The organism is Roseburia zhanii (assembly GCF_014287635.1).
Classification (GTDB): Bacteria; Bacillota; Clostridia; order Lachnospirales; family Lachnospiraceae; genus Roseburia_B; species Roseburia_B zhanii.
In genome coordinates, this window is record NZ_JACOPH010000001.1 from 653,955 (window position 1) to 674,065 (window position 20,111).

A 20,111-nucleotide genomic window follows, 5' to 3' on the forward strand; every position below is an offset into this window, starting at 1 on the left:
AGGTATACTTATTTTATGAAAAATATTGGGATAAACAAGAGAAAGGTGAAGGGTATGATTCAGGAGAGAATTTTAGATTTAGTGGAATATGCAAAACTTACAGGGCTGATTGAAGCAGAAGATGAACGTTTTAGCATTAACCGTCTGTTAGAATTATTTCAATTAGATGAATTAGAAGATGAAGCTGTCGCAGCGCATGGTAAAAATAAGTGCATGACAAGAGAAACGGCAGAGGCAGCATTAGAAGACATTTTAACAGAAATGTTAGATTATGCATATGAGAATGGCATTACAAAAGAAAACAGCATTGTTTATCGTGATCTGTTTGATACGAAGATCATGAGTCTTTTAGTGCCAAGACCAAGTGAAGTGATCTCCAAATTTAACGAACTTTATAAAAATGATAAAAAAGCAGCAACAGATTATTTTTACACCTTAAGCTGTGATTCTAATTATATCCGCAGATACCGGATAAAAAAAGATCTGAAATGGACAACAGATACCGAGTATGGAACACTTGATATTACGATCAATCTGTCAAAACCGGAAAAAGATCCAAAAGCGATCGCAGCAGCAAAACTTGCAAAACAGAGCGGTTATCCAAAATGTCTGCTCTGTAAAGAAAATGAAGGCTATGCAGGCAGAGTCAATCATCCGGCAAGACAGAACCACAGGATCATTCCGGTGACGATCAACCAGAGTGACTGGTTTTTCCAGTATTCACCATATGTATATTATAATGAACATTGTATCGTGTTTAACTCACAGCATACTCCGATGAAGATCGAGAGAGCAACCTTTGGAAAACTGCTTGATTTTGTAACACAGTTCCCACATTATTTTGTTGGTTCTAATGCAGATCTTCCGATCGTTGGAGGTTCTATCTTAAGCCACGATCATTTTCAGGGCGGTCACTATGAATTTGCAATGGCAAAAGCACCGGTAGAAAAAGAAATCTCATTTGAAAGATTTTCCGATGTCAAAGCAGGTATTGTAAAATGGCCGATGTCCGTTATCCGTTTAGACTGCGCAGACAAAGACCGTCTGATCGAGTTGGCAGATAAGATCTTATCAGCATGGAGAGGTTATACAGATGAAGCAGCATTTGTATTTGCCGAAACAGACGGAGAGCCGCATAATACGATCACACCGATCGCAAGAAAGCGTGGAGATCTCTTTGAATTAGACTTAGTGCTGCGTAATAATATCACAACAGAAGAACATCCGTTAGGTGTTTATCATCCACATGCAAAACTGCATCATATCAAAAAGGAAAACATCGGACTGATCGAAGTTATGGGACTTGCAGTACTTCCGGCACGTTTAAAAGATGAGATGGCAGCATTGCAGGAAGCAATTTTAAACGGTAAAGACTTCCGCAGTGATGAAGTATTAGAAAAACACGCAGACTGGGTAGAAGAATTTTTACCGAAATATGATACAGTTACCAAAGATAATATTGAAGAAATCATCCGGAAAGAGATCGGACTGGTATTTTCAGAAGTATTAGAGGACGCAGGTGTATATAAATGCACAGAAGAAGGCAGAAAAGCGTTTATGCGTTTCGTGGAGAGCGTATAATAGTTCAAAAAATGAATTTTCATAGAATGGGAGCGGAGCCGAAAGGTTTCGCTCTTTTCTTGCATGATAGAAGCAGAATGTGGTATGATAACGTTGGTGTGCAGATCAGATATTGACCGCTGCAAGAGATTCTGACAGTAAAAAACAGTAACGATGAAAGTATGGAATCGTTATGAACTATATCAATAGAAATGGAGTGAAAAAAATGGGTGAAAATATGTTTGATACAGAAGAAACTAATGCACAGGATAGTGCCGGACAGAATCCATATAGGCAGAACGGAGCCGGACAGAATCTATATGGGCAGAGCGAAGCCGGACAGGATCCATATGGGAAGAGCGAAGCTGAACAAAATCCATATGGGAAGAGCGAAGCCGGACAGGATCCATATGGGAAGAGCGAATCCGAACAGGATCCATATGGGCAGAGCGAAGCCGGACAGGATCCATATGGGCAGAGCGAAGCCGGACAAGATCCATATGGGCAGAGCGAAGCCGAACAAGATACATATAGGCAGAATGGAGCAGAAGCTGATCCATACGGACAGGCACATACAGAGCAGGAATATAATAGAACAGATGCGTATACCCAGAATACCACACAGGGATTTTATCAGGAAAATAAAGAACCATACCAGCCGGTCAGTCAGGCATTCGGAATTACATCGATGGTATTAGGAATCCTCTCACTGGTGCTATTTTGTACCTGTATCAATATTCCATTAGCGATCGCTGCGATCATCTTTGGTATTATCCAGCTGACAAAAAAGGGAACATCAAAAGCAATGCCTATTGCCGGAATTGTTACCTCTGCATTATCAATCGTACTCTTTATTGTGGCATTTTTTGTTTTTATATTATCAGCAGATTTTTCAAAAGACATAAAAGATGGTTTGCAGGAGTACCAGTTTAATAATGAGTATGATTACCAGTTCCCGGATGACTTCTTTGATGATAATGAAGATGATCCGGACGGACAGGCAACCTTCTAAGAAGTAGATATATTTTCTAAATCAAAAAGATCTTCGATCGGTGTATCTAACACTATCGAGAGTCCATAAAGTTCAATATCTGTGACCGTGCGGCTCTGGTCTTCAATACGGGAGATCGAGCCCCTGCAGATATAAATAGCAAGCGTCTCAAGTTTAGCAGAAAGTTCCTGCTGGCTGAGATGCTTTTTTTGTCGTAAAAGTTTTACTTTTTTACCAATCAGATTCTTCTGACTGCTGTCGATGATCCTTGCCATGGCAACCTCCATAAGAGATTACTGTTCATGGATATTCCGGTAAACAGTAACCATAAGATTTTAAAATCCAAGTTTCGATTGTCTTGTATTAAGACAGGAATAATGCTATACTAATATCCAGTAAAAAATGTCCTATAACAGGACAAAATGTGGAACTCATAGACAAAATAAGTCTATGCAAAAAATCAGGAAAATATACAAGGCGACATATGGTGTCATATCTTTTTGCTAAACTGAAGAAAAATCAGGAGGTTATACCATAAAAACGCGTGTGGTCTGTGCCATTTAAAACAGTTTTATGACATGGGAGTATCTAGTGTGAAAATTGTGGGTAGAAACGACGATATTAATTCTATTATTACTGATGTGAGACGTGTTAAGCATTATATCTGTGAATTAGAAAACCAAAAAGAGTATCATGTAGAAAAAACATTAAATTGTACAAATTTATATAATTGTTATTATTAAAAAGTCTAAATTATTGATCAATGTTATTTACTTAAGGAATTTTTAAAGAGTAAGAGCTTAATTTAAATAACATATTAGAAGATAGAGGAGATGATTTGTATGACTATGGTGCCTATATATAAGAAATGCTCTAGATGTAAACGCAGATATTCATGGAATCCAGATGTAGGTAAAATGAGGTGTCCGTATTGTAAATCTTTTGGACAACCAGGTTTGGAAGAATTCCCATGGAAGAAAATTAATGATATTTTTAAAGGTAAAAAGAATTTCAGAAATCAATAAAAATTCTATTAAATCTTCCAGACATCAATTGCATAGGACATTTTTCTGTGATAAGTTAAATAGGTGGTATCCCTCAAACGGAGGAATCAAAGTATGGGGGAAAGAAGAACATTACAACAACTTACGATCAAAGATAATTTTATGTTTACAGCGGTCATGATGGATGAAGCGAATTGCAAGGGATTTTTAGAACGTGCAATCGGCATTACAATCGATCATGTCGTTGTAGACAAAGAGAAAAGTCTTATCTATCATCCGGATTATCATGGGATACGTCTGGATGTCTATGCAAAAGGAAATTCAAAAGCATTTAATATCGAAATGCAGATCCAGCCGAAGAATAATCTGCCGCGCAGAACACGCTATTATCACGATCAAATTGATATGAATGAATTGCAGCCGTCAGAAGGCTATGAAACATTACCCGAAGCCTATGTTATTTTCGTATGTGATTTTGATCCGTTTGGAGATGACCGGTATCGTTATACCTTTGAGGAAATCTGTAAAGAAACCAACAGACCTTTACAGAATGGTCGTCATACGATATTCTTAAGTACAAAGGGAACGAACAGATCAGATGTGCCGGAAGAGTTAGTCCAATTATTGGATTATATCGGGGAAGAAACGGTGCATCCAAAGGATTATGGAGATTCTTATGTCAGACAGCTGCAAAAAAGCGTAGATGACACGAAGAACAGCCGTCAACTGGAGGAACGTTTTATGATGATTGAAGAATTGATGCAGGAAGAATTTCAGGCAGGAAAAGCAGAAGGAAAGGCAGAGGGAAAAGCAGAAGGAATTGCAGAGGGAAAAGCAGCAGGAAAAGCAGAAGGAATTGCAGAGGGAGAGGCAGCTGGAATTGCAGCAAGCGTACTCCATGTCTTACATCTCAGAAATATGATTACTGAGCCAATCAGGCAGTTAGTTGAGAATACCAAAAATCTGGGCTTGCTTCAAAAAATGCTTGAAACTGCCGTTGTATGCAAAAACACAGAAGAATTTCTCTTACAATTTCAAAAAGATAATCATTAAATTATATATTTAAGAGGGATACCACAGATGATCTTATTTTCAATAATTTTAAAAACGAATGCTTCTTTAACAAAAGATGCATTTGTCAAATTGGTTTTAGAATGGAACAGGACAAGTAAATATAAGGAAAATTGTGTGCCGGACATTAATTGGAATGGTGTGCCGGATATTAATTGGAATGGTGAGTACAATATAAAATATGGAAATGACAGACTTTCATTGGAATTTGTGGATTACCCTGATAAACAGATTATGGCAGTACGCCATGAGAAAGTTACAGGCGATGCAGTTATCTGGGATACAGATTATGTTATCAATTTTGAAAAACAACAGATTGCAATTCGTCTGGATCGTACATATAAAGAAGAAGCGTTGGTAATGAATGGAAAGTTTTCGACACCGCATTTTATTACGTTATTGATTGAAGGCAGATATTTAGCAGACGATTATAATCTGCCGGTTTTACGATCACCAATATTTATTTCAGACGAGCAGTCTGTAGTAATTGCGGATGTGGTAGAACATACGGAAAAGTATCAGTTACCGGTGATTTATGTATCAAAAACTTCTGATGATAAAGAGGTCGTTGATACAGACTGGCTGGCTTCAAGATTGAAAGGTGCAGCGCATATTCTGGTGGAAAAAGATAAGGAAAACTGCAGAATGTGCAGTAATATTTGTAAGGAAACAAAAGAGGAATTTGGAGCAGTGCGAATTTATTTTCCTGCGGAAAGTATGTCAAGAAAACGTTTTCTATATCGAAGTGCAAATGGTGATAGTAATATTCGCTTAGAAAAGATAATCACGAATGTTATACAGTATTGGAATGCACAAAGTATGGATATTTTATATACATGGCAGGGCGTAAATAATGCTGTTTTGAATCTTAATTTAGATCGGCAGATTGCAAAATATCAGGAGGCAGAAAGTGCACGTCAAAGTGCAAAAAAGGAAGTTGATCAGGTATATAATGAATTTGATGAAGATTTAAAAAAGATGCAGCAGAAGTTGGAAGAACTTACAAGGACAAACGAAACACTTATGATTGAGAATAGTGTGATGCGTGCAAAGATGAATTCAACAAAGGCATTGCCAATCTTATATCAGGGAAATGAAGAGGATTTTTATCCGGATGAAATTCAGGATATGATACTTAGTATCTTAGAAGAGGCGTTTTCAAATACAGAAAGTAAAACGCGGCGGGCAGATATTTTATCTGATATTATAGAAAACAATCAATATCAGCATCTAAGTGAAAAGCGTAAGCAAAAAGTAAAAGCCATTTTTAAAGGATATAAAAATTTAAGTGGTGCGATCAAACAGGAATTGATGGAACTTGGAATTACCATTTCAGAAGATGGGAAACACTATAAACTTACATATAACAATGATCCACGATATATGGTTACCGTTGGAAAAACACCAAGTAATAATCGGGCAGGGAATAATAATGCTGCATTGATCAATAAGATTATGATGTAGGATTATGGAGATTCTTATGTCAGACAGCTGCAAAAAAGCGTAGATGACACGAAGAACAGCCGTCAATTGGAGGAACGTTTTATGATGATCGAAGAACTGCTGCAGGAAGAATTTCAGGCAGGAAAAGCAGAAGGAAAAGCAGAGGGAATTGCAGAGGGAAAAGCAGAAGGAGAGGCAGCTGGAATTGCAGCAAGCGTACTCAATGTCTTACATCTCAGAAATATGATTACTGAGCCAATCAGGCAGTTAATTGAGAACGCCAAAGATCTGGTCTTGCTTCAAAAAATGCTTGAAACTGCCGTTGTATGCAAAAACGCAGAAGAATTTCTCTTACAATTTCAACAGAATAATCACTAAGTCTTATTTTTGCATCATATCAGGTTATACTTATTTTAAAGAGGGGGATACTACATATATGTTTAGATTTTACCACCTGACAGGTAAATGATAATCTAAATTTACCGGGATTATTGATAATTGGTGAGAGCCTTGGATAGTTTCTCTTTAAAAAGATTTCTTAAATTTTGAGGACTTATGATTTCTGCGTCTGCACCAAATGGTAAAAAATAATTTATAATCTGATGATGTGTACAATCAAACACGTAAATATTATCAGAGGAAAGAGATTGGATTTTTTCAGGACGAGAATAAAGTCTTGTGCGGTAGGATTGTTTCCCTTTTTCTGATAATTTTACTTTTATAAGTTCTGGCTTTCCAATCAGATAGGCAGGGGAATAGCTGGCAATATGAAAATCAAGATGAGCTATTTCTTGTTTATTTAAGTGGAAGGTTTTTATTAGCATAGTTGGAAATTGCATTCTTGTCATAGAAAAAGATGCAATTATTTTGTCTTGTTCTGATTCTTCGGATTTCCTTGAATAACAGACTAAATAGGATTGTGTGTGAAGCGGATCTGTAACAATTTTATATGGATAAACATAAAAGGTCTGGAGTTTTCCCATATAATTTGCTTTGATTTTTAAAACCCGCTGTTCTTTACATGCACATTCTACAATATCGTAAATCTCTTTCCGGTAAATTCTTTCACGTTCTATAAATGGTAAAGAACAGTATTCTTCTAGTATGGAGCGAATATAGAGTCCGGGACGCTTATAGTATAGATTTTCATCGCAGTTTTCTAATAGATAGGTAATGTTATCGTCATTTATATGGTAAAGCTTACCGGTACCCTTTTTTGAATTAAATTTAGAAATTTGGGTAAGGATTTTTTGTTTTTCAGCAGATAATAGCTGTTCAATGGCAAGCTTTTGATTTTGGGAATCTAATGGAGAGTTGGAGAATAGTTGTTCTAACTCTAATTTATATTGCATTAAATAAAGTGAAACAGAAGATTTGGCATTTAATTTGAAATTATGAAATACGGTATTGATAAAGGAAGCTGTCTTTGATATTCCAAATATATTCATATCTTCAGAAATTATTATAGAGGCTCTGTCACTAAGTGTAATTCTTATTTTTTGTTCGTCGTTAATTAAAGGATATCCGTTTTCATCAATAAATCCCATAGAAATTCTCCTAATGTTATTATATATTCAGTTTGTACTATGAAGAAAATACATGATCATGTTGTATTCTATAATTACGATAGTACAACAAATATTAGAAAAAAGGAAGAATAATAATGCAGATGGTAGAAAAATGTGTTATAGTAAAGATGTTTCAATAAAAAATAAAGCCATTTCGATAGGTGATAAATAACAGATGTGAAAAGAGAATTTTTTCTAAAAACCAAAAAAATAGTCATTTTTACCCTTTTTTTGACAGAAACGGAAATAGGTTTGCAAAATTGGCTTCTACAGCCCCGTAAAATCAAGGGGTTCCAGAGGTCAGGGTAGAAATGGAAGAAGCCCGCTGTAGGGCATTGACACATGAATCCTTCAATAAATTCTTTTACGCAGGTTTTAAGTAGAAATGGAAGAAGCCCGATTCAGGGCATTGACACAACTCTGCATGAGCAGAGCAAAGATCGAAGAATTTTGTAGAAATGGAAGAAGCCCGATTCAGGGCATTGACACTTTAAGACTTCTGTATAATTTGCGTTTGCATAACTGTGTAGAAATGGAAGAAGCCCGACTCAGCATTTTGCTGTACATACAATAAATTTCGTAGAAATACCATATATCTATCTGTAAAATTAAATATCGCAAGAAAAGCTTAGCTTTAATTACATCATAGTGATTAGAACTAAGCTTTTTTTTATATTTTCACAGGAAAGGAGGGTAGAGATTTGTCACTGTAAATTGTCACAAGAGAAGGAGAAAAAATATGAATCGAAACCTAATGAAAAAAGCAGAACAGTGGAAAAGTTTAGAAAGAGCAACATTAAAACAGAGAGAAATTGCCGAGGCTTATTATGCAGAAGAACTAATGGATCTGATTACTAAAGAATTTATCAAAAATAACAAAGATAAGGTATATGAGCAAGTGGATGTAATGATATTGTCAGTTGGTACATCCTATGAGCCATTAGTTTTAAACCTTTCCTTGTTTCATCCGGCAAAAATATTATTTTTGTATACGGAAAAAACAGAAAAGACCATAGATCAAGTGGTAGAATTCTGTGCTTTATCTAGTTCAGATTTCCAAAAGGCACAAGTGAATGAAGTCGATCCATTAGACATCTATAAGGAAATAAAAAAAGCATATTTGAAATGGTCATCAGAGGCACCAATGTACATTGATATAACCGGCGGTACAAAAGCAATGTCAGCGGCAGCAGCAATGGCAGGTGCAGTCATAGATATTCAACTTATTTATATGGGTACTACAAAGTATCTGACAGATTTTAGAAAGCCGGATCCGGGATCTGAAACATTGTATTACATTAGTAATCCATATGAAGTCTTTGGAGATCTTGAAATAGAAAAAGCATTGCAGCTGTTTCAGCAGTATAACTACGTTGGAGCAAAAGAAAAATTGCAAAAACTGCTTGATAAGATCCCTGATCCGGTTGTGCGTCAGGAACTGGAATTAGTTTGCTTTTTAGCAGAATCCTATGAACATTGGGATGCATTAGAATTTGAAGAGGCATATGAGCAGATGCAGAAATTAACCGCACATTTAAAACGGGATATGCAGGCAAATCAGAAGTTGATCATGGCTGATTTTTATCATCCATTAAAAGAGCAGGAAGATGTCTTGATGCATTTGGCAATGATGAAAGATATGCTTAAAAAGAAAGACCAGATGAGTATAGTGAGCAATCTTGAATATATGATCCCATTGATGTTTACAATGCATGAGAATGCGAATATCAGGGAAAAACAGGAAAAGTATGATTCTGCGACACTGCTTTATTACAGACTGTTAGAAATGATTGAACAGCGGCGTTTGGCAAAGTATGGATTAAATGTTTCATCTGCGAATTTTAGGGAAATTGTATATGACTACAATCAGACACCTGAGTATCGTGAATATGGCAGGGAAGAACGTTTTTGTCTGTATAAGGAGCAAATGAAAGAACTAAAAATTGAGGTATTTGGTAAATGCAATAGTAGTTATCTTCCAGAACAGATTTCTTTGTTGGATGGATTTTTACATTTATCTGTTTTAGGGGATGAAATTATGAAGGAAGGTAATCGAAAAGCATCAGATCAGTGTAAAAGGCTGCGTTCGGTCGTATATCTTCGGAATAATAGTATTTTTGCACATGGATATGCCCCGGTTTCATATCAGGATTATTTGAAATTTAAAAATTTTGTAGAGGATCTTTTTGAAAAAATGTGTGTACTAGAAGGCATAGAGTATAACAAATGGCAGGATAAGGTTGCTTTTTTAGATCCGACCAATTCAAAATACTGTTCTTTGGGAGTAAAAACTATTCAAGGGTAATATGAGAGAAGGTGAATTATGTCAGTTATCTATATAAAAGAACAAGGGGCATACCTACAGTTGCGTGGTGGCAGGTTAGTTGTAACAAAAGGAACTCAGCAGCTTTTAGAATATCCATTGTTAAATCTTGATAATGTAGTATGTTTTGGAAAAATACAGATTACAACACAATTACTTCATCGTTTATTAGAAGATGGAATAGATGTCAGTTATTTTTCATACAATGGCAGATATTTAGGGCATACCTGTTCGGAAACATCAAAAAATATTTTTCTTCGTTTTTCGCAATATGAATATTATCAGAATCTTGATAAAAGGCTTGCATTTGCAAGAGTGATCGTTGAAAACAAAATTTATAATCAGATAGCAGTAATAAAAAAATACCGTTTTGATAAGGATGCATATGATCCTAAGCATGATCTTGCACAGATGATGAAACTAGCACAGTCACTATCTCAAAAGCAAACAGATAATGAAATTATGGGAATAGAAGGACTTAGCAGAAATATTTACTTTGGTTGTTTTAAACATATGTTAAAGTGCGAGATTATATTCGAAAACAGAAACCGTCGTCCACCGAAAGATCCGGTGAATGCGATCCTAAGTCTTGCCTATACATTCCTTACAAAAGATATGTGTACGTTACTTGACAGCGAATCGTTTGAAACATATTTAGGTTTTTTACATGGAATCCGGTATGGAAGAAAATCTTTAGCATTAGATATGATTGAAGAATGGCGGCAGCCGATTGTGGACTGGCTGGTGATCAGACTGTTTAACTTAAAAATTTTATCACAGAGTGATTTTGTAGATGTGGAACCTGAGGGAATTCATCTGACAGAAGATGGATTTAAAAAATTTTGTCAGGAATACGAAAAATATATGAATGCACCATGTATCAATGGTAAAAGTTTTCGCATTTTAATGAAACAGCAGGTAGCAAAACTAAAGAAAGGATTGCAGGAGGGAACAATGTACACTCATTTTAGGTATGATGGATGAAAACATTTTATGTGATTAGTTACGATGTTGTCAATGATAGAAAACGAAGAAAAATTTCTAAAATATTAGAAGGATATGGAAAAAGAGTGCAATACAGTGTGTTTGAAAGCATTTTGGCCAGATCAGATTTTACAAAAATGTACCATGAATTATTAGCAGTTGATATTGATGCAGAAACGGACAGTATTTATTTTTATTCCATTTGTTCTAATTGTGAGAAAAAGAAAGTAGTCATAGGTCGTAAACGGGAGTATTTAGAAATCAATGATGCAGCAGTTATTGTTCTTTAAAGGAGGTAGATTTTATGGAGTTGTACGGCACACTATGTGAAATGAAAACACTTTATCAGGCGTGGAATAAAGTACGCAAAAATCATTCTTCTGCGGGGTAGATCATGTTACAGTTGAGGAGTTTGAAAGTAATAAAAAAGTTTATTTAAAGCAATTGGCGATTGAATTACAGGAACAGCGATATAATACAAAACCAGCAAAAATGGTAACAATTACGCAGGAAAACAAGGAGCGTGAAGTTATATGCTATGAAAGGGGGATAAGAAATCGCCCATAGAAAGGAGAAATCATAATGAAAGCAAGGAAAACTGATAAAGGCAAGATAACCGCATTATATGAGCGGTTGAGCCGCGACGACGACCTCACAGGCGACAGCAACAGCATAATCAATCAAAAGAAACTGCTTGAAGATTATGCAAGGGAACATGGCTTTACGAATTGCGTCCACTTTACCGATGACGGCTGGTCTGGGGCAAACTTCGAGCGTCCGAACTGGAAACGCATGATTGCGGGAATTGAAAGCGGCGAAATCGGCTATGTACTGGTAAAGGATTTAAGTCGTGTCGGCAGAGATTATCTGCAAGTGGGATTTTACACAGAAGTCATGTTCAAGGAGCGGGGCGTCCGTTTTATTGCCATAGCAAACGGAGTTGACAGCGACAAGCGCGAAAGCAGCGAGTTTGCCCCGTTTTTGAATATTATGAACGAATGGTATGTGCGTGATAGCAGCCGAAAAATAACAAGCGTTCTCCACGCAAGAGGAATGTCCGGCAAGCATACAAACAGCCATTGTATTTATGGCTATAAGAAAGACCCTAATGACAAAGACCACTGGATTATCGACGAGGAAGCCGCCGAGGTAGTACGCCGGATTTACCGTATGGCGTTGGAGAGCAAAGGCCCGTATGAAATTGCCCGTATCCTTGCTTTGGAAAAGGTTGAAAGACCGTCCTATTATCTTGCACAGCGCGGCGTGGGGAAACATCAGTCTAATTTTAACCCCGCTGAACGGTACACATGGCGTGGCGGCACAGTTGCCGATATTCTATCCAAGCCGGAGTATATGGGGCATACAGTAAACTTCCGCACCTATAAAGAAAGCTACAAAGACAAACGCTCCAGAATGACACCCAAAGAGGATTTAGTCATTTTTGAAAATACGCAGGAAGCTATTATTGACAAGGAAACATGGGAGCGCGTCCAGAGCTTGCGGAAAACGATACGCCGGACGGACACCATAGGCGCGGCAAATCCTTTAACGGGCTTGATGTTTTGCGCGGATTGCGGGGCTAAGATGTATAACCACAGGGGCGGGGCTGGACTGGCGCGGGACTGGGCGGGGCGACCCAACGGCAGGAAGCGTCCAGAACGCGACGAGTACAACTGTTCCCGTTATGATTTAGGCAACCAGCACTATAATAGATACTGCACGACGCACCTTATCCGCACAGCCGTTGTAAATGAGCTTCTGCTTGAAGCTATCAAGGAAGTATGCGACTACGCGCTGAACAATGAAGCGGCATTTATGGAGCAGGTCTGCTCTGCTTCCAGCGAGCGGCAGGTGAAAGCGGCAAAGGCAATCCGGCAGAGAAAACAGCGCAGCGAGAAACGAGCCGACGAATTGAGCCGCTTAATCCGCAAGCTCTATGAGGACAATGTAAACGGCAGACTTTCTGATAAGCTCTTTGAACAAATGCTGCATGATTTTGAAGCGGAGTTAGAGAGTTTAACCGAGAGCGTTACCCAAGACGAGCAGGAGCTTGACCGTATAAGCCGGGAAACCGTCAACGCTGAAAAATTCCTTGCCCTTGTCAAAAAATATACGGATTTTTCCGAGCTTACCCCCGCCATGATAAATGAATTTGTTGAAAAAATCCTTGTCCACCAAGCCGAGGGAAAAGGGGCGAGCCGCACACAGGAGGTTGAGATTTTCTTTAACTTTGTCGGCAAGGTAGAAATCCCCCATGAGGAAATCGTACTGACAGAGGAAGAAAAAGCGGCATTGGCAGAGCAGGAACGGCGCAGAGCAAAAAAAGCCGAATACAACCGCCGATATATGGAGAAAAAACGCAGACAATGGAGAGAACAGTGGGAACGGGAGCAGGAGCAAAAGCCCCATAAACTTCCCCCTGTCGCAGACGAGAAAGGAGAAAAGAGCGCATGAGAAGATTGATTGACAACGGTACTACTTCACCCGCCAGACCGCCCTATATCGGGCATTATGGACACTTGCGGAAAGCCTATCTTGAGGGCTACCGCCCCGATCTCTACACCGCCCTTGTTGCCAGTGAAAAACTGTATGAGCATTGTGCGGAGATTGACGCAGCCGCGCGGAGCCTGATTGACCTTATCATGCCGGAGCTTGCCAAGAGCGCGGGAGCCACCGAGGAATTGAAAGCCGCCGCGCCTATGAAGTGGGTAGGGCTGATGAACGCTTGCAAGGCACAGGCAGAAGAAATCGTAAAATATGAGCTAATCTATGCTTGACAGTCAAGAGCCGGAAAAAACAGAAATCTTGCGATAACAGCCGCCCTGACGATACACTCCCCGTCCGGGCGGTTTCTATTTGAAAATCCTCATTTTCCCCAAGTCAAGAGCCGGGAAAAACACCCGAAAAATGCCCCTATTGCGTAACAGGGGCGCAGAAAGGAGAGTTTATGAGAACAGGGCTGACAAAGCAGGAAAAGACCACCGATATATGGTTTGACGAGAAAGACCCGCTGATCTATATCCGCACCCACAACACCGACTTAAAGAAGCGGCTTGCCGCCTACGCCGGACAGCACCCCGACCAGTGCCGCCAGACTGACGCAGACCCGGACACTGGCTGCATGGAGTTTGAAATCCGCAAGGGGCGGTTCTCTTTCCGTCTGACCGCCCCATACAACAAGGAACGCCGCAGGGCGGCAAGCGAAGCGGCAAAGAAACATTCCGGCAACTTGACACACCCTATTCAAAAAGATGTGCTATAATTTTTTTGAAAAAGTTTCGGATTAGATGTAGTATTTGCCGCTGAAACCGTAGTACATAGGTGAAGCCCGAAAGGAGGCGGTGAGATGATAGACGACGAAAAAATCATAGAAATGTTTTTTGGACGTTCAGAACAAGGCATACGAGAGCTGGATATAAAATACGGAAAGGTCTGCCACAATCTTTCCTACCATATCGTAGGCAGCAGACAAGACGCGGAGGAATGTGTAAACGACGCTTATTTAGGCGCATGGAACGCCATTCCCCCGGCACGACCTAACCCGCTGCTATCTTATCTTGTTAAAATCGTTCGGAACATTTCACTCAAAATCTATTGGAGAAAGGAGGCAGCCAAACGGAGCAGCCATTACACGATTGCTTTGGAAGAAATTGAAGCCTGTATAGCAGCCCCGAATACAGTAGAAGCAGAAATCGAAGCCAAAGAGTTAGCCCGTATCATTGAAGCATTTTTAGACACGCTGACTACCGAAAACCGCGTTATTTTCATGCGCCGCTATTGGTTTTCCGACAGCTATAAGGACATAGCCGAGTTTATGGGGCTTTCAGAAAAAAACATTTCTGTCCGGCTGACCCGTATCCGCGAGAAGATGAAGCAATATTTGATTGAAAGAGAGGTATTCGTATGAATGCAAAGAAGTTTTCCGACGCTATGAGCGAGCTTGACACAAAATATGTCAATGAAGCTCTCAACTACAAGAAGAAAGCCAAAAAGCCCATTTGGGTAAAGTGGGGGGCTATTGCAGCTTGCTTGTGCTTGATGATACCATTGACCGCATTTGCCGTTGATATAATTCAATATAATGCAGCGGTTGATTATCTCAATTCTCTCGGCATTGCTGTTGAAGATTTGAGCGACTATTCTCATAAAGAAATAAAAGAAGCTGCAAAAACGATTGACGCAGGAGAAAGTAACCCGTTGACTGAAGAAATCCTTAGTCTAATACCAGAAAACAAAAAACCGCTCGATACACCGACGCAGGTAACATCTGAGCAAATTAAAGAACTAACACCGACCATGACAAGAGAAGATGTTCTTTCTCTTTTAGGTGACACACAAGATGTTGGCTCAGGCATTTATATATATCTTTACGAAGTAGACCAACAATACCTGCTGCGTATTCCTTTTGCAAGCGATGAAGCACAATTAGGTGTAACAGGAGAAGATTTGCTAAAGGCATTGGTTCCCATTTCTGGAGATATTGCTCCTATGGTCTATGTAAATGATACGCTTTATCAAATCGTTGACTCTCAACCCAACTTCGCAGATGAAAAAAGTTCTTTCAATTTGTTAGGAAAAATCGAAAGCACAGTTAGTTCTTCGGAAGAACCAAAAGAAAATTTCCAAGCAAATGATGATATTGTAGGGGCTGCGGTTTATCAGTACGGCGATAACATTGTCGTTGAGTTTGAGGGAAAATACTGGTTATATGAACACTATCATAACACAGACTTTGACGGAAACTCAGACTGATATGTCCCACGCCCAAACAAGCCATACTTCTGATGAAAAAGTATCCGAACAAAACCTTCTTGCAAAGTAAATAAGTTTTCTATTTTACAAGGGCAGCCGAGAAAATCGACTGTCCTTTTTCTATGCTTATGAGCAGAAAGGAGCGCCCAACCATGACAAAGCCAAGAGAGAAAACCCGTGAGGAGCTGCAAGCCGAGATTGAGGACGGAAAGAAGAAAATCCGGCAGCTTGAGAACCGGGAGAAAATCATCAAGCAGAAGCTATCCGTCGAGGAACGCAAGGCGAGAAACCACAGGCTTTGCAAGCGCGGCGGCTTCATGGAAAGCCTTGTGCCGGAGCTTATTGCCATGCCGGACGAGGATGCGCAGACCTTTTTCCGGCTTGCCCTGACGAGCGAGCCAGCACAGGAGTTTTTGAAAAAACGAGCCGAGGACGGGAACACAGAATAATCCCTTTGGAACAAAGGGCGCACTTATACACCCTTGCGGGCGTGTGCGCTCTGCCGAGGGCTTATCTCCGCACAGGGAGAGTTCCCCGCGCTCCGATATGGCGGCTTTGCCGCAACAAGGGGCTGCACCCCTTGCGCCGCTTCGCGGCTATCCCTGCACACCCACAAAAACAGTACACCCGCCGTTGGCGTCTGTACCATTTTTGCGGGTTTTATTATCCTATCCGGGAGGTGATACCCATAGCCATTTACCATTGGAACATCGGCATTGTGAGCCGGGGGAAAGGCAAATCAGCCGTTGCCGCTGCCGCCTACCGAAGCGGCGAAAAGCTGACAAACGAATGGGACGGAATGACCCACGACTACACCCGCAAAGGCGGTGTTGTCCATACAGAAATCATGCTGCCGCTCCATGCCCCGCCCTCTTTCTCTGACCGTTCAACCTTGTGGAACAGCGTGGAGCTTTACGAGAAAGCCGGGAACGCCCAGCTTGCCAGAGAGATTGACGCGGCACTCCCCATAGAATTATCCAGAGAGGAACAGATCCGGCTTGTCCGGGAATACTGTTCCTCTCAATTTGTTTCCAGAGGAATGTGCGTTGATTATGCCATTCACGACACCGACAGCGGCAACCCCCATTGTCATATCATGCTGACTATGCGCCCCCTTGACGAGCGCGGCACATGGGCAGCGAAATCCAAAAAGGAATATGACCTTGACGAGAACGGCGAGCGTATCCGCTTGCCAAGCGGCAGATACAAAACCCACAAAGTTGACCTTACAGGCTGGAACGACAAGGACAACACCCTCTTGTGGCGCAGGGCATGGGCTGACTATACCAACGACTTTTTGGAGAGGAACGGAAGCCCGGAGCGTATCGACCACCGCAGCAACGCCGAGCGCGGCATAGACGAAATACCCACCGTCCACATGGGCGTGGCGGCTTGCCAGATGGAGAAGAAAGGTATCGCCACCGAGAAAGGCGAACTGAACCGCAGTATTCAAAAGACAAACCGCCTTATCCGGGAAATCCGGGCGCAGATTAGCAAGCTCAAGGAATGGATTGCCGACCTGTTCAAAGCGCGGGAAACCGCCCCAGAACAGCCGCCGCAATCTCCCAACCTTGCAAATCTGTTGATGAAGTATTTGAGCGTTCAGAGAGAAAAGAGCCGGAAGTATTCGCAGAGTTGGCAACAACAGCACACAGCCGATGAACTGAAAACCATAGCGGCAGCGGTCAACTATCTTTCCGAGCATGGTATCTCTAATCTTGACGAGCTGGACGCTTCTCTTTCCTCTGTCAGTGATAGAGCCTATTCAATCCGGGAGGGAATGAAAACCGCCGAGGAACGCATGAAGAAGCTGCAAAAGCTAATTGAATACGGGAAGAACTATACAGAGTACAAGCCCATTCACGATGAGCTGAAAAAGCTGCAAAACGGCTGGACAAACAAGCGCGACAAGTACGAGGAAGCCCACCGCGCCGAGCTGACCCTATGGAACGCAGCAAGCCGCTATCTCCATGCAAATCTGCCGAAAGGAACAAAGACCTTGCCTATTGCGGAATGGGAACAGGAATATGCTGACCTCAAAACACAGAGGGACAGCGATTATACCAAACTGAAAGATACCCGCACCAATGTTTCAGAGCTTCAAAAAATCCGCAAATGCGTGGATATTGCACTCCGCGCCGACCAACCGGAGCAGGCGCAGACCCACACCAAGCGGCACGAATTAGACCGCTGAAAGGAGTTGAACTTTTATGTATTACACCCAAGAACAGATAGACCGCGCCAACCAAGCCGACCTTGCTTCTTTTCTGCAAGGACAGGGCGAGCAGCTTATCCGCGCCGGACAGGAATACCGCTGGAAGCGGCACGACAGCCTGACCGTCCGGGAAAACAAATGGTATCGCCACAGCCAGAGCAAGGGCGGCGCACCCATTGATTTTGTCATGGAGTTTTTCGGCAAGAGCTTCACCGAAGCCGTTGAAATGCTGACAGGAGAAAAAGGCGCAGCCCCGCCGCTGGACAGACCAAGCCCCGCGCCCATTTCTGACTTCCGACTGCCGCCCCGCAGCACCGACAACCGCATAGCGAGGAACTACCTCACAGCAGCCCGCCGCATTGATGAAGATGTGACGGGCTTTTTCTTTGCCAGCGGCGATATTTACGAGGAAGTCGCCCACCATAACGCCGTATTTGTCGGCAGAGATGAAAACGGCATACCGAGGTACGCCCACCAGCGCGGAACAACGGGCAGCTTCCGGCTTGATGTGAAAGGCAGCGACAAAGCCTTTAACTTCTGCTACCGAGGCGAGGGCGAAAGATTGTTTGTCTTTGAAGCCCCCGTTGACCTGCTCTCTTTTCTCTGCCTGTTCAAAAAGGATTGGCAGAAGCAAAGCTACCTGTCATTGGGCGGCGTGGGCGAAAAAGCCCTGCTCCGCTTTCTCTCTGACCGCCCGAACATCAAGACCGTTTACCTCTGCCTTGACAACGACAACGCCGGAAGCGATGCTTGCAGCCGCCTTGCGGAGCTTGTGCCGGAGGGCTTGACCGTCCACCGCCTTGTGCCGCTTTACAAGGACTGGAACGAGGTATTGCAGCACCGGGCAGAAATCGCGGACGGGAAGTATATCCGGGAAGCGATTTACGGCTTGAAAGAGCCAACCCAGGAAGAAACCGTTGAGATTATCCGCATGAGCGAGGTTGACACACAGACCGTTGAATGGCTATGGGAGCCGTATATTCCCTTTGGGAAAGTAACCATTGTGCAAGGCAATCCCGGCGAGGGCAAGACCACATTTGCCCTACGCCTTGCTGCCGCCTGCACCACCGGGGGAACGCTGCCGGGAATGAAACCCTTGCCGCCATTTCAAGTGATTTACCAGACTGCCGAGGACGGTTTGGGCGATACCGTTAAGCCCCGTTTGATAGAAGCAGAAGCCGACCTTGACCGCGTGCTTGTGATTGATGAAGCCAAGCGGGAGCTTACCCTCTCCGATGAGCGCATAGAGAAAGCAATTACGCAGAACGGGGCGCGGCTGATTATCCTTGACCCCATACAGGCGTACATGGGCGAAAAGACCGACATGAACCAGGCAAACGAAGTGCGCCCCATGTTCCGCCGCCTTGCTGATGTTGCCGAGCGTACCGGGTGCGCCGTTATCCTTATCGGACATCTCAACAAAGCTGCCGGAGGACAGAGCGCATACAGGGGCTTAGGTTCTATCGACTTTAGAGCCGCAGCAAGGAGCGTCCTTTTAATCGGGCGCGTGAAGCGTGAGCCGAATGTGCGCGTTATCATTCACGACAAATCTTCCCTTGCGCCGGAGGGAAAGCCCGTTGCCTTTTGCCTTGACCCGGAAACAGGCTTTGAGTGGATAGGCGAATATGATATAACTGCCGACGAGCTGCTGTCCGGCGCGGGCGGCAACAACGCCACAAAAACCGAACAGGCTGAAAAGCTGATACTTGACCTACTGGCAGACGGAAAAGAGCTTGCCAGCGAGGACATAGAGAAAGCCGCAGCCGACGCGGGGATTTCTGCCCGTACTGTCCGGGCGGCAAAGAAAAACCTTGACGGGCGCATTACCTCAAAGCGCATTGGCGCGGCATGGTATCACGCTCTTAAAAAGTGAAACGGCAAAATCCAAGTGGCAAAACCCAGATACCTTGCCACTTTGCCACTTCGCCACTTCAACCTCAAAACCACCGCCCCATGTATGACCGCATGGGGCTTTTCTCATGGAAAGGAGAGCCTATGAACAACGACACCAGCAACCGCAGCACCCCCGCAACCGCTTCCCCTCTGACCGTAAAGGAAGCCGCGCCACCTGTAATGATAAAGAAAATCGGAAAGACCACCTACCGCGTCAAAATCCATTTCAGTGAAACGAGCAAAGAAACCATGAGCGACAAAATCAAGCGTCTGATTTTGAATGACAGCGAAAAAAGTTCTTAAACAC

20 protein-coding genes are annotated in these 20,111 nt (G+C 42.1%); 18 read left to right on the top strand and 2 right to left on the bottom strand.

All coding sequences use genetic code 11. The annotated features are described in order from the left end of the window. Nucleotides 1–54 precede the first annotated feature (54 nt). Together galT and H8S17_RS02935 are read left to right on the top strand one after the other, a co-directional pair. Nucleotides 55–1,581, top strand: a complete 1,527-nt coding sequence (galT, locus tag H8S17_RS02930; RefSeq protein WP_186866146.1) for a UDP-glucose--hexose-1-phosphate uridylyltransferase — start codon at nt 55–57, stop codon at nt 1,579–1,581. A gap of 205 nt (nt 1,582–1,786) precedes the next feature. Then, nucleotides 1,787–2,572, top strand: coding sequence for a hypothetical protein (locus tag H8S17_RS02935; protein ID WP_186866147.1), 786 nt, complete (start codon nt 1,787–1,789; stop codon nt 2,570–2,572). On the opposite strand, the gene H8S17_RS02940 is transcribed toward H8S17_RS02935, so the two are convergent. Then, nucleotides 2,569–2,826, bottom strand: a complete 258-nt coding sequence (locus H8S17_RS02940) for a helix-turn-helix transcriptional regulator (protein WP_186866148.1) — start codon at nt 2,824–2,826, stop codon at nt 2,569–2,571. The two genes, H8S17_RS02935 and H8S17_RS02940, sit on opposite strands and share 4 nt — an antisense overlap. A gap of 243 nt (nt 2,827–3,069) precedes the next feature. Between H8S17_RS02940 and H8S17_RS17220 the strand changes: the two genes are divergently transcribed. The 4 genes from H8S17_RS17220 to H8S17_RS02960 all read left to right on the top strand — a co-directional run bounded on the left by H8S17_RS17220 (nt 3,070) and on the right by H8S17_RS02960 (nt 6,447). Next, a complete protein-coding gene (locus H8S17_RS17220; protein WP_186866201.1) occupies nt 3,070–3,294 on the top strand; it encodes a U32 family peptidase in 225 nt (74 codons plus the stop codon). Between the two features lie 375 nt (nt 3,295–3,669). After that, on the top strand, nt 3,670–4,608 hold the full coding sequence (locus H8S17_RS02950; RefSeq protein ID WP_186866149.1) for an Rpn family recombination-promoting nuclease/putative transposase: 939 nt from the start codon (nt 3,670–3,672) through the stop codon (nt 4,606–4,608). Nucleotides 4,609–4,635: 27 nt separating this feature from the next. Then, complete coding sequence (locus H8S17_RS02955) at nt 4,636–6,090, top strand: hypothetical protein (RefSeq protein WP_186866150.1); 1,455 nt, start codon at nt 4,636–4,638, stop codon at nt 6,088–6,090. Between the two features lie 81 nt (nt 6,091–6,171). Then, nucleotides 6,172–6,447: a hypothetical protein gene (locus H8S17_RS02960; protein WP_186866151.1), complete on the top strand. Its 276-nt coding sequence runs from the start codon at nt 6,172–6,174 to the stop codon at nt 6,445–6,447. 110 nt (nt 6,448–6,557) lie between these two features. Here the strand turns inward: H8S17_RS02960 and H8S17_RS02965 are convergent, their stop codons facing one another. Continuing rightward, nucleotides 6,558–7,616, bottom strand: a complete 1,059-nt coding sequence (locus H8S17_RS02965; protein ID WP_186866152.1) for a WYL domain-containing protein — start codon at nt 7,614–7,616, stop codon at nt 6,558–6,560. A 760-nt stretch (nt 7,617–8,376) separates the two neighbouring features. Here H8S17_RS02965 and H8S17_RS02970 point away from each other — a divergent pair. From H8S17_RS02970 to H8S17_RS03025, 12 genes are all read left to right on the top strand, one after another. Continuing rightward, a complete protein-coding gene (locus H8S17_RS02970; protein ID WP_186866153.1) occupies nt 8,377–9,942 on the top strand; it encodes a TIGR02710 family CRISPR-associated CARF protein in 1,566 nt (521 codons plus the stop codon). A gap of 18 nt (nt 9,943–9,960) precedes the next feature. Continuing rightward, the gene (gene cas1 / locus H8S17_RS02975) at nt 9,961–10,944 is read left to right on the top strand and encodes a CRISPR-associated endonuclease Cas1 (RefSeq protein ID WP_186866154.1); all 984 of its coding nucleotides are present in this window, start codon (nt 9,961–9,963) and stop codon (nt 10,942–10,944) included. 11 nt (nt 10,945–10,955) lie between these two features. After that, entirely contained in the window at nt 10,956–11,234 is a 279-nt protein-coding gene (cas2, locus tag H8S17_RS02980) for a CRISPR-associated endonuclease Cas2 (RefSeq protein ID WP_186866155.1), read from the top strand. 292 nt (nt 11,235–11,526) lie between these two features. Further along, nucleotides 11,527–13,398 (top strand): recombinase family protein, encoded by a 1,872-nt coding sequence (locus H8S17_RS02985; protein ID WP_118553050.1) that lies wholly within the window; start codon nt 11,527–11,529, stop codon nt 13,396–13,398. Then, complete coding sequence (locus H8S17_RS02990; RefSeq protein ID WP_118553049.1) at nt 13,395–13,721, top strand: TnpV protein; 327 nt, start codon at nt 13,395–13,397, stop codon at nt 13,719–13,721. Before H8S17_RS02985 ends, H8S17_RS02990 begins: the two co-directional genes overlap by 4 nt. A 170-nt stretch (nt 13,722–13,891) precedes the next feature. Further along, nucleotides 13,892–14,206, top strand: a complete 315-nt coding sequence (locus H8S17_RS02995) for a hypothetical protein (RefSeq protein ID WP_186866156.1) — start codon at nt 13,892–13,894, stop codon at nt 14,204–14,206. Between the two features lie 84 nt (nt 14,207–14,290). Continuing rightward, entirely contained in the window at nt 14,291–14,851 is a 561-nt protein-coding gene (locus H8S17_RS03000; protein ID WP_005922902.1) for an RNA polymerase sigma factor, read from the top strand. Beyond that, on the top strand, nt 14,848–15,696 hold the full coding sequence (locus H8S17_RS03005; protein WP_186866157.1) for a hypothetical protein: 849 nt from the start codon (nt 14,848–14,850) through the stop codon (nt 15,694–15,696). The genes H8S17_RS03000 and H8S17_RS03005 overlap by 4 nt, the downstream gene beginning before the upstream one ends. Nucleotides 15,697–15,848: 152 nt before the next feature. Next, the gene (locus H8S17_RS03010; protein WP_186866158.1) at nt 15,849–16,145 is read left to right on the top strand and encodes a DUF3847 domain-containing protein; all 297 of its coding nucleotides are present in this window, start codon (nt 15,849–15,851) and stop codon (nt 16,143–16,145) included. Nucleotides 16,146–16,276: 131 nt separating this feature from the next. Further along, on the top strand, nt 16,277–17,890 hold the full coding sequence (gene mobQ / locus H8S17_RS03015) for a MobQ family relaxase (protein ID WP_330595600.1): 1,614 nt from the start codon (nt 16,277–16,279) through the stop codon (nt 17,888–17,890). A 16-nt stretch (nt 17,891–17,906) separates the two neighbouring features. Continuing rightward, nucleotides 17,907–19,784, top strand: coding sequence for an AAA family ATPase (locus H8S17_RS03020; RefSeq protein ID WP_186866159.1), 1,878 nt, complete (start codon nt 17,907–17,909; stop codon nt 19,782–19,784). Between the two features lie 122 nt (nt 19,785–19,906). Further along, entirely contained in the window at nt 19,907–20,107 is a 201-nt protein-coding gene (locus H8S17_RS03025) for a transposon-encoded TnpW family protein (protein ID WP_022473970.1), read from the top strand. The last annotated feature ends 4 nt before the right edge of the window (nt 20,108–20,111 follow it).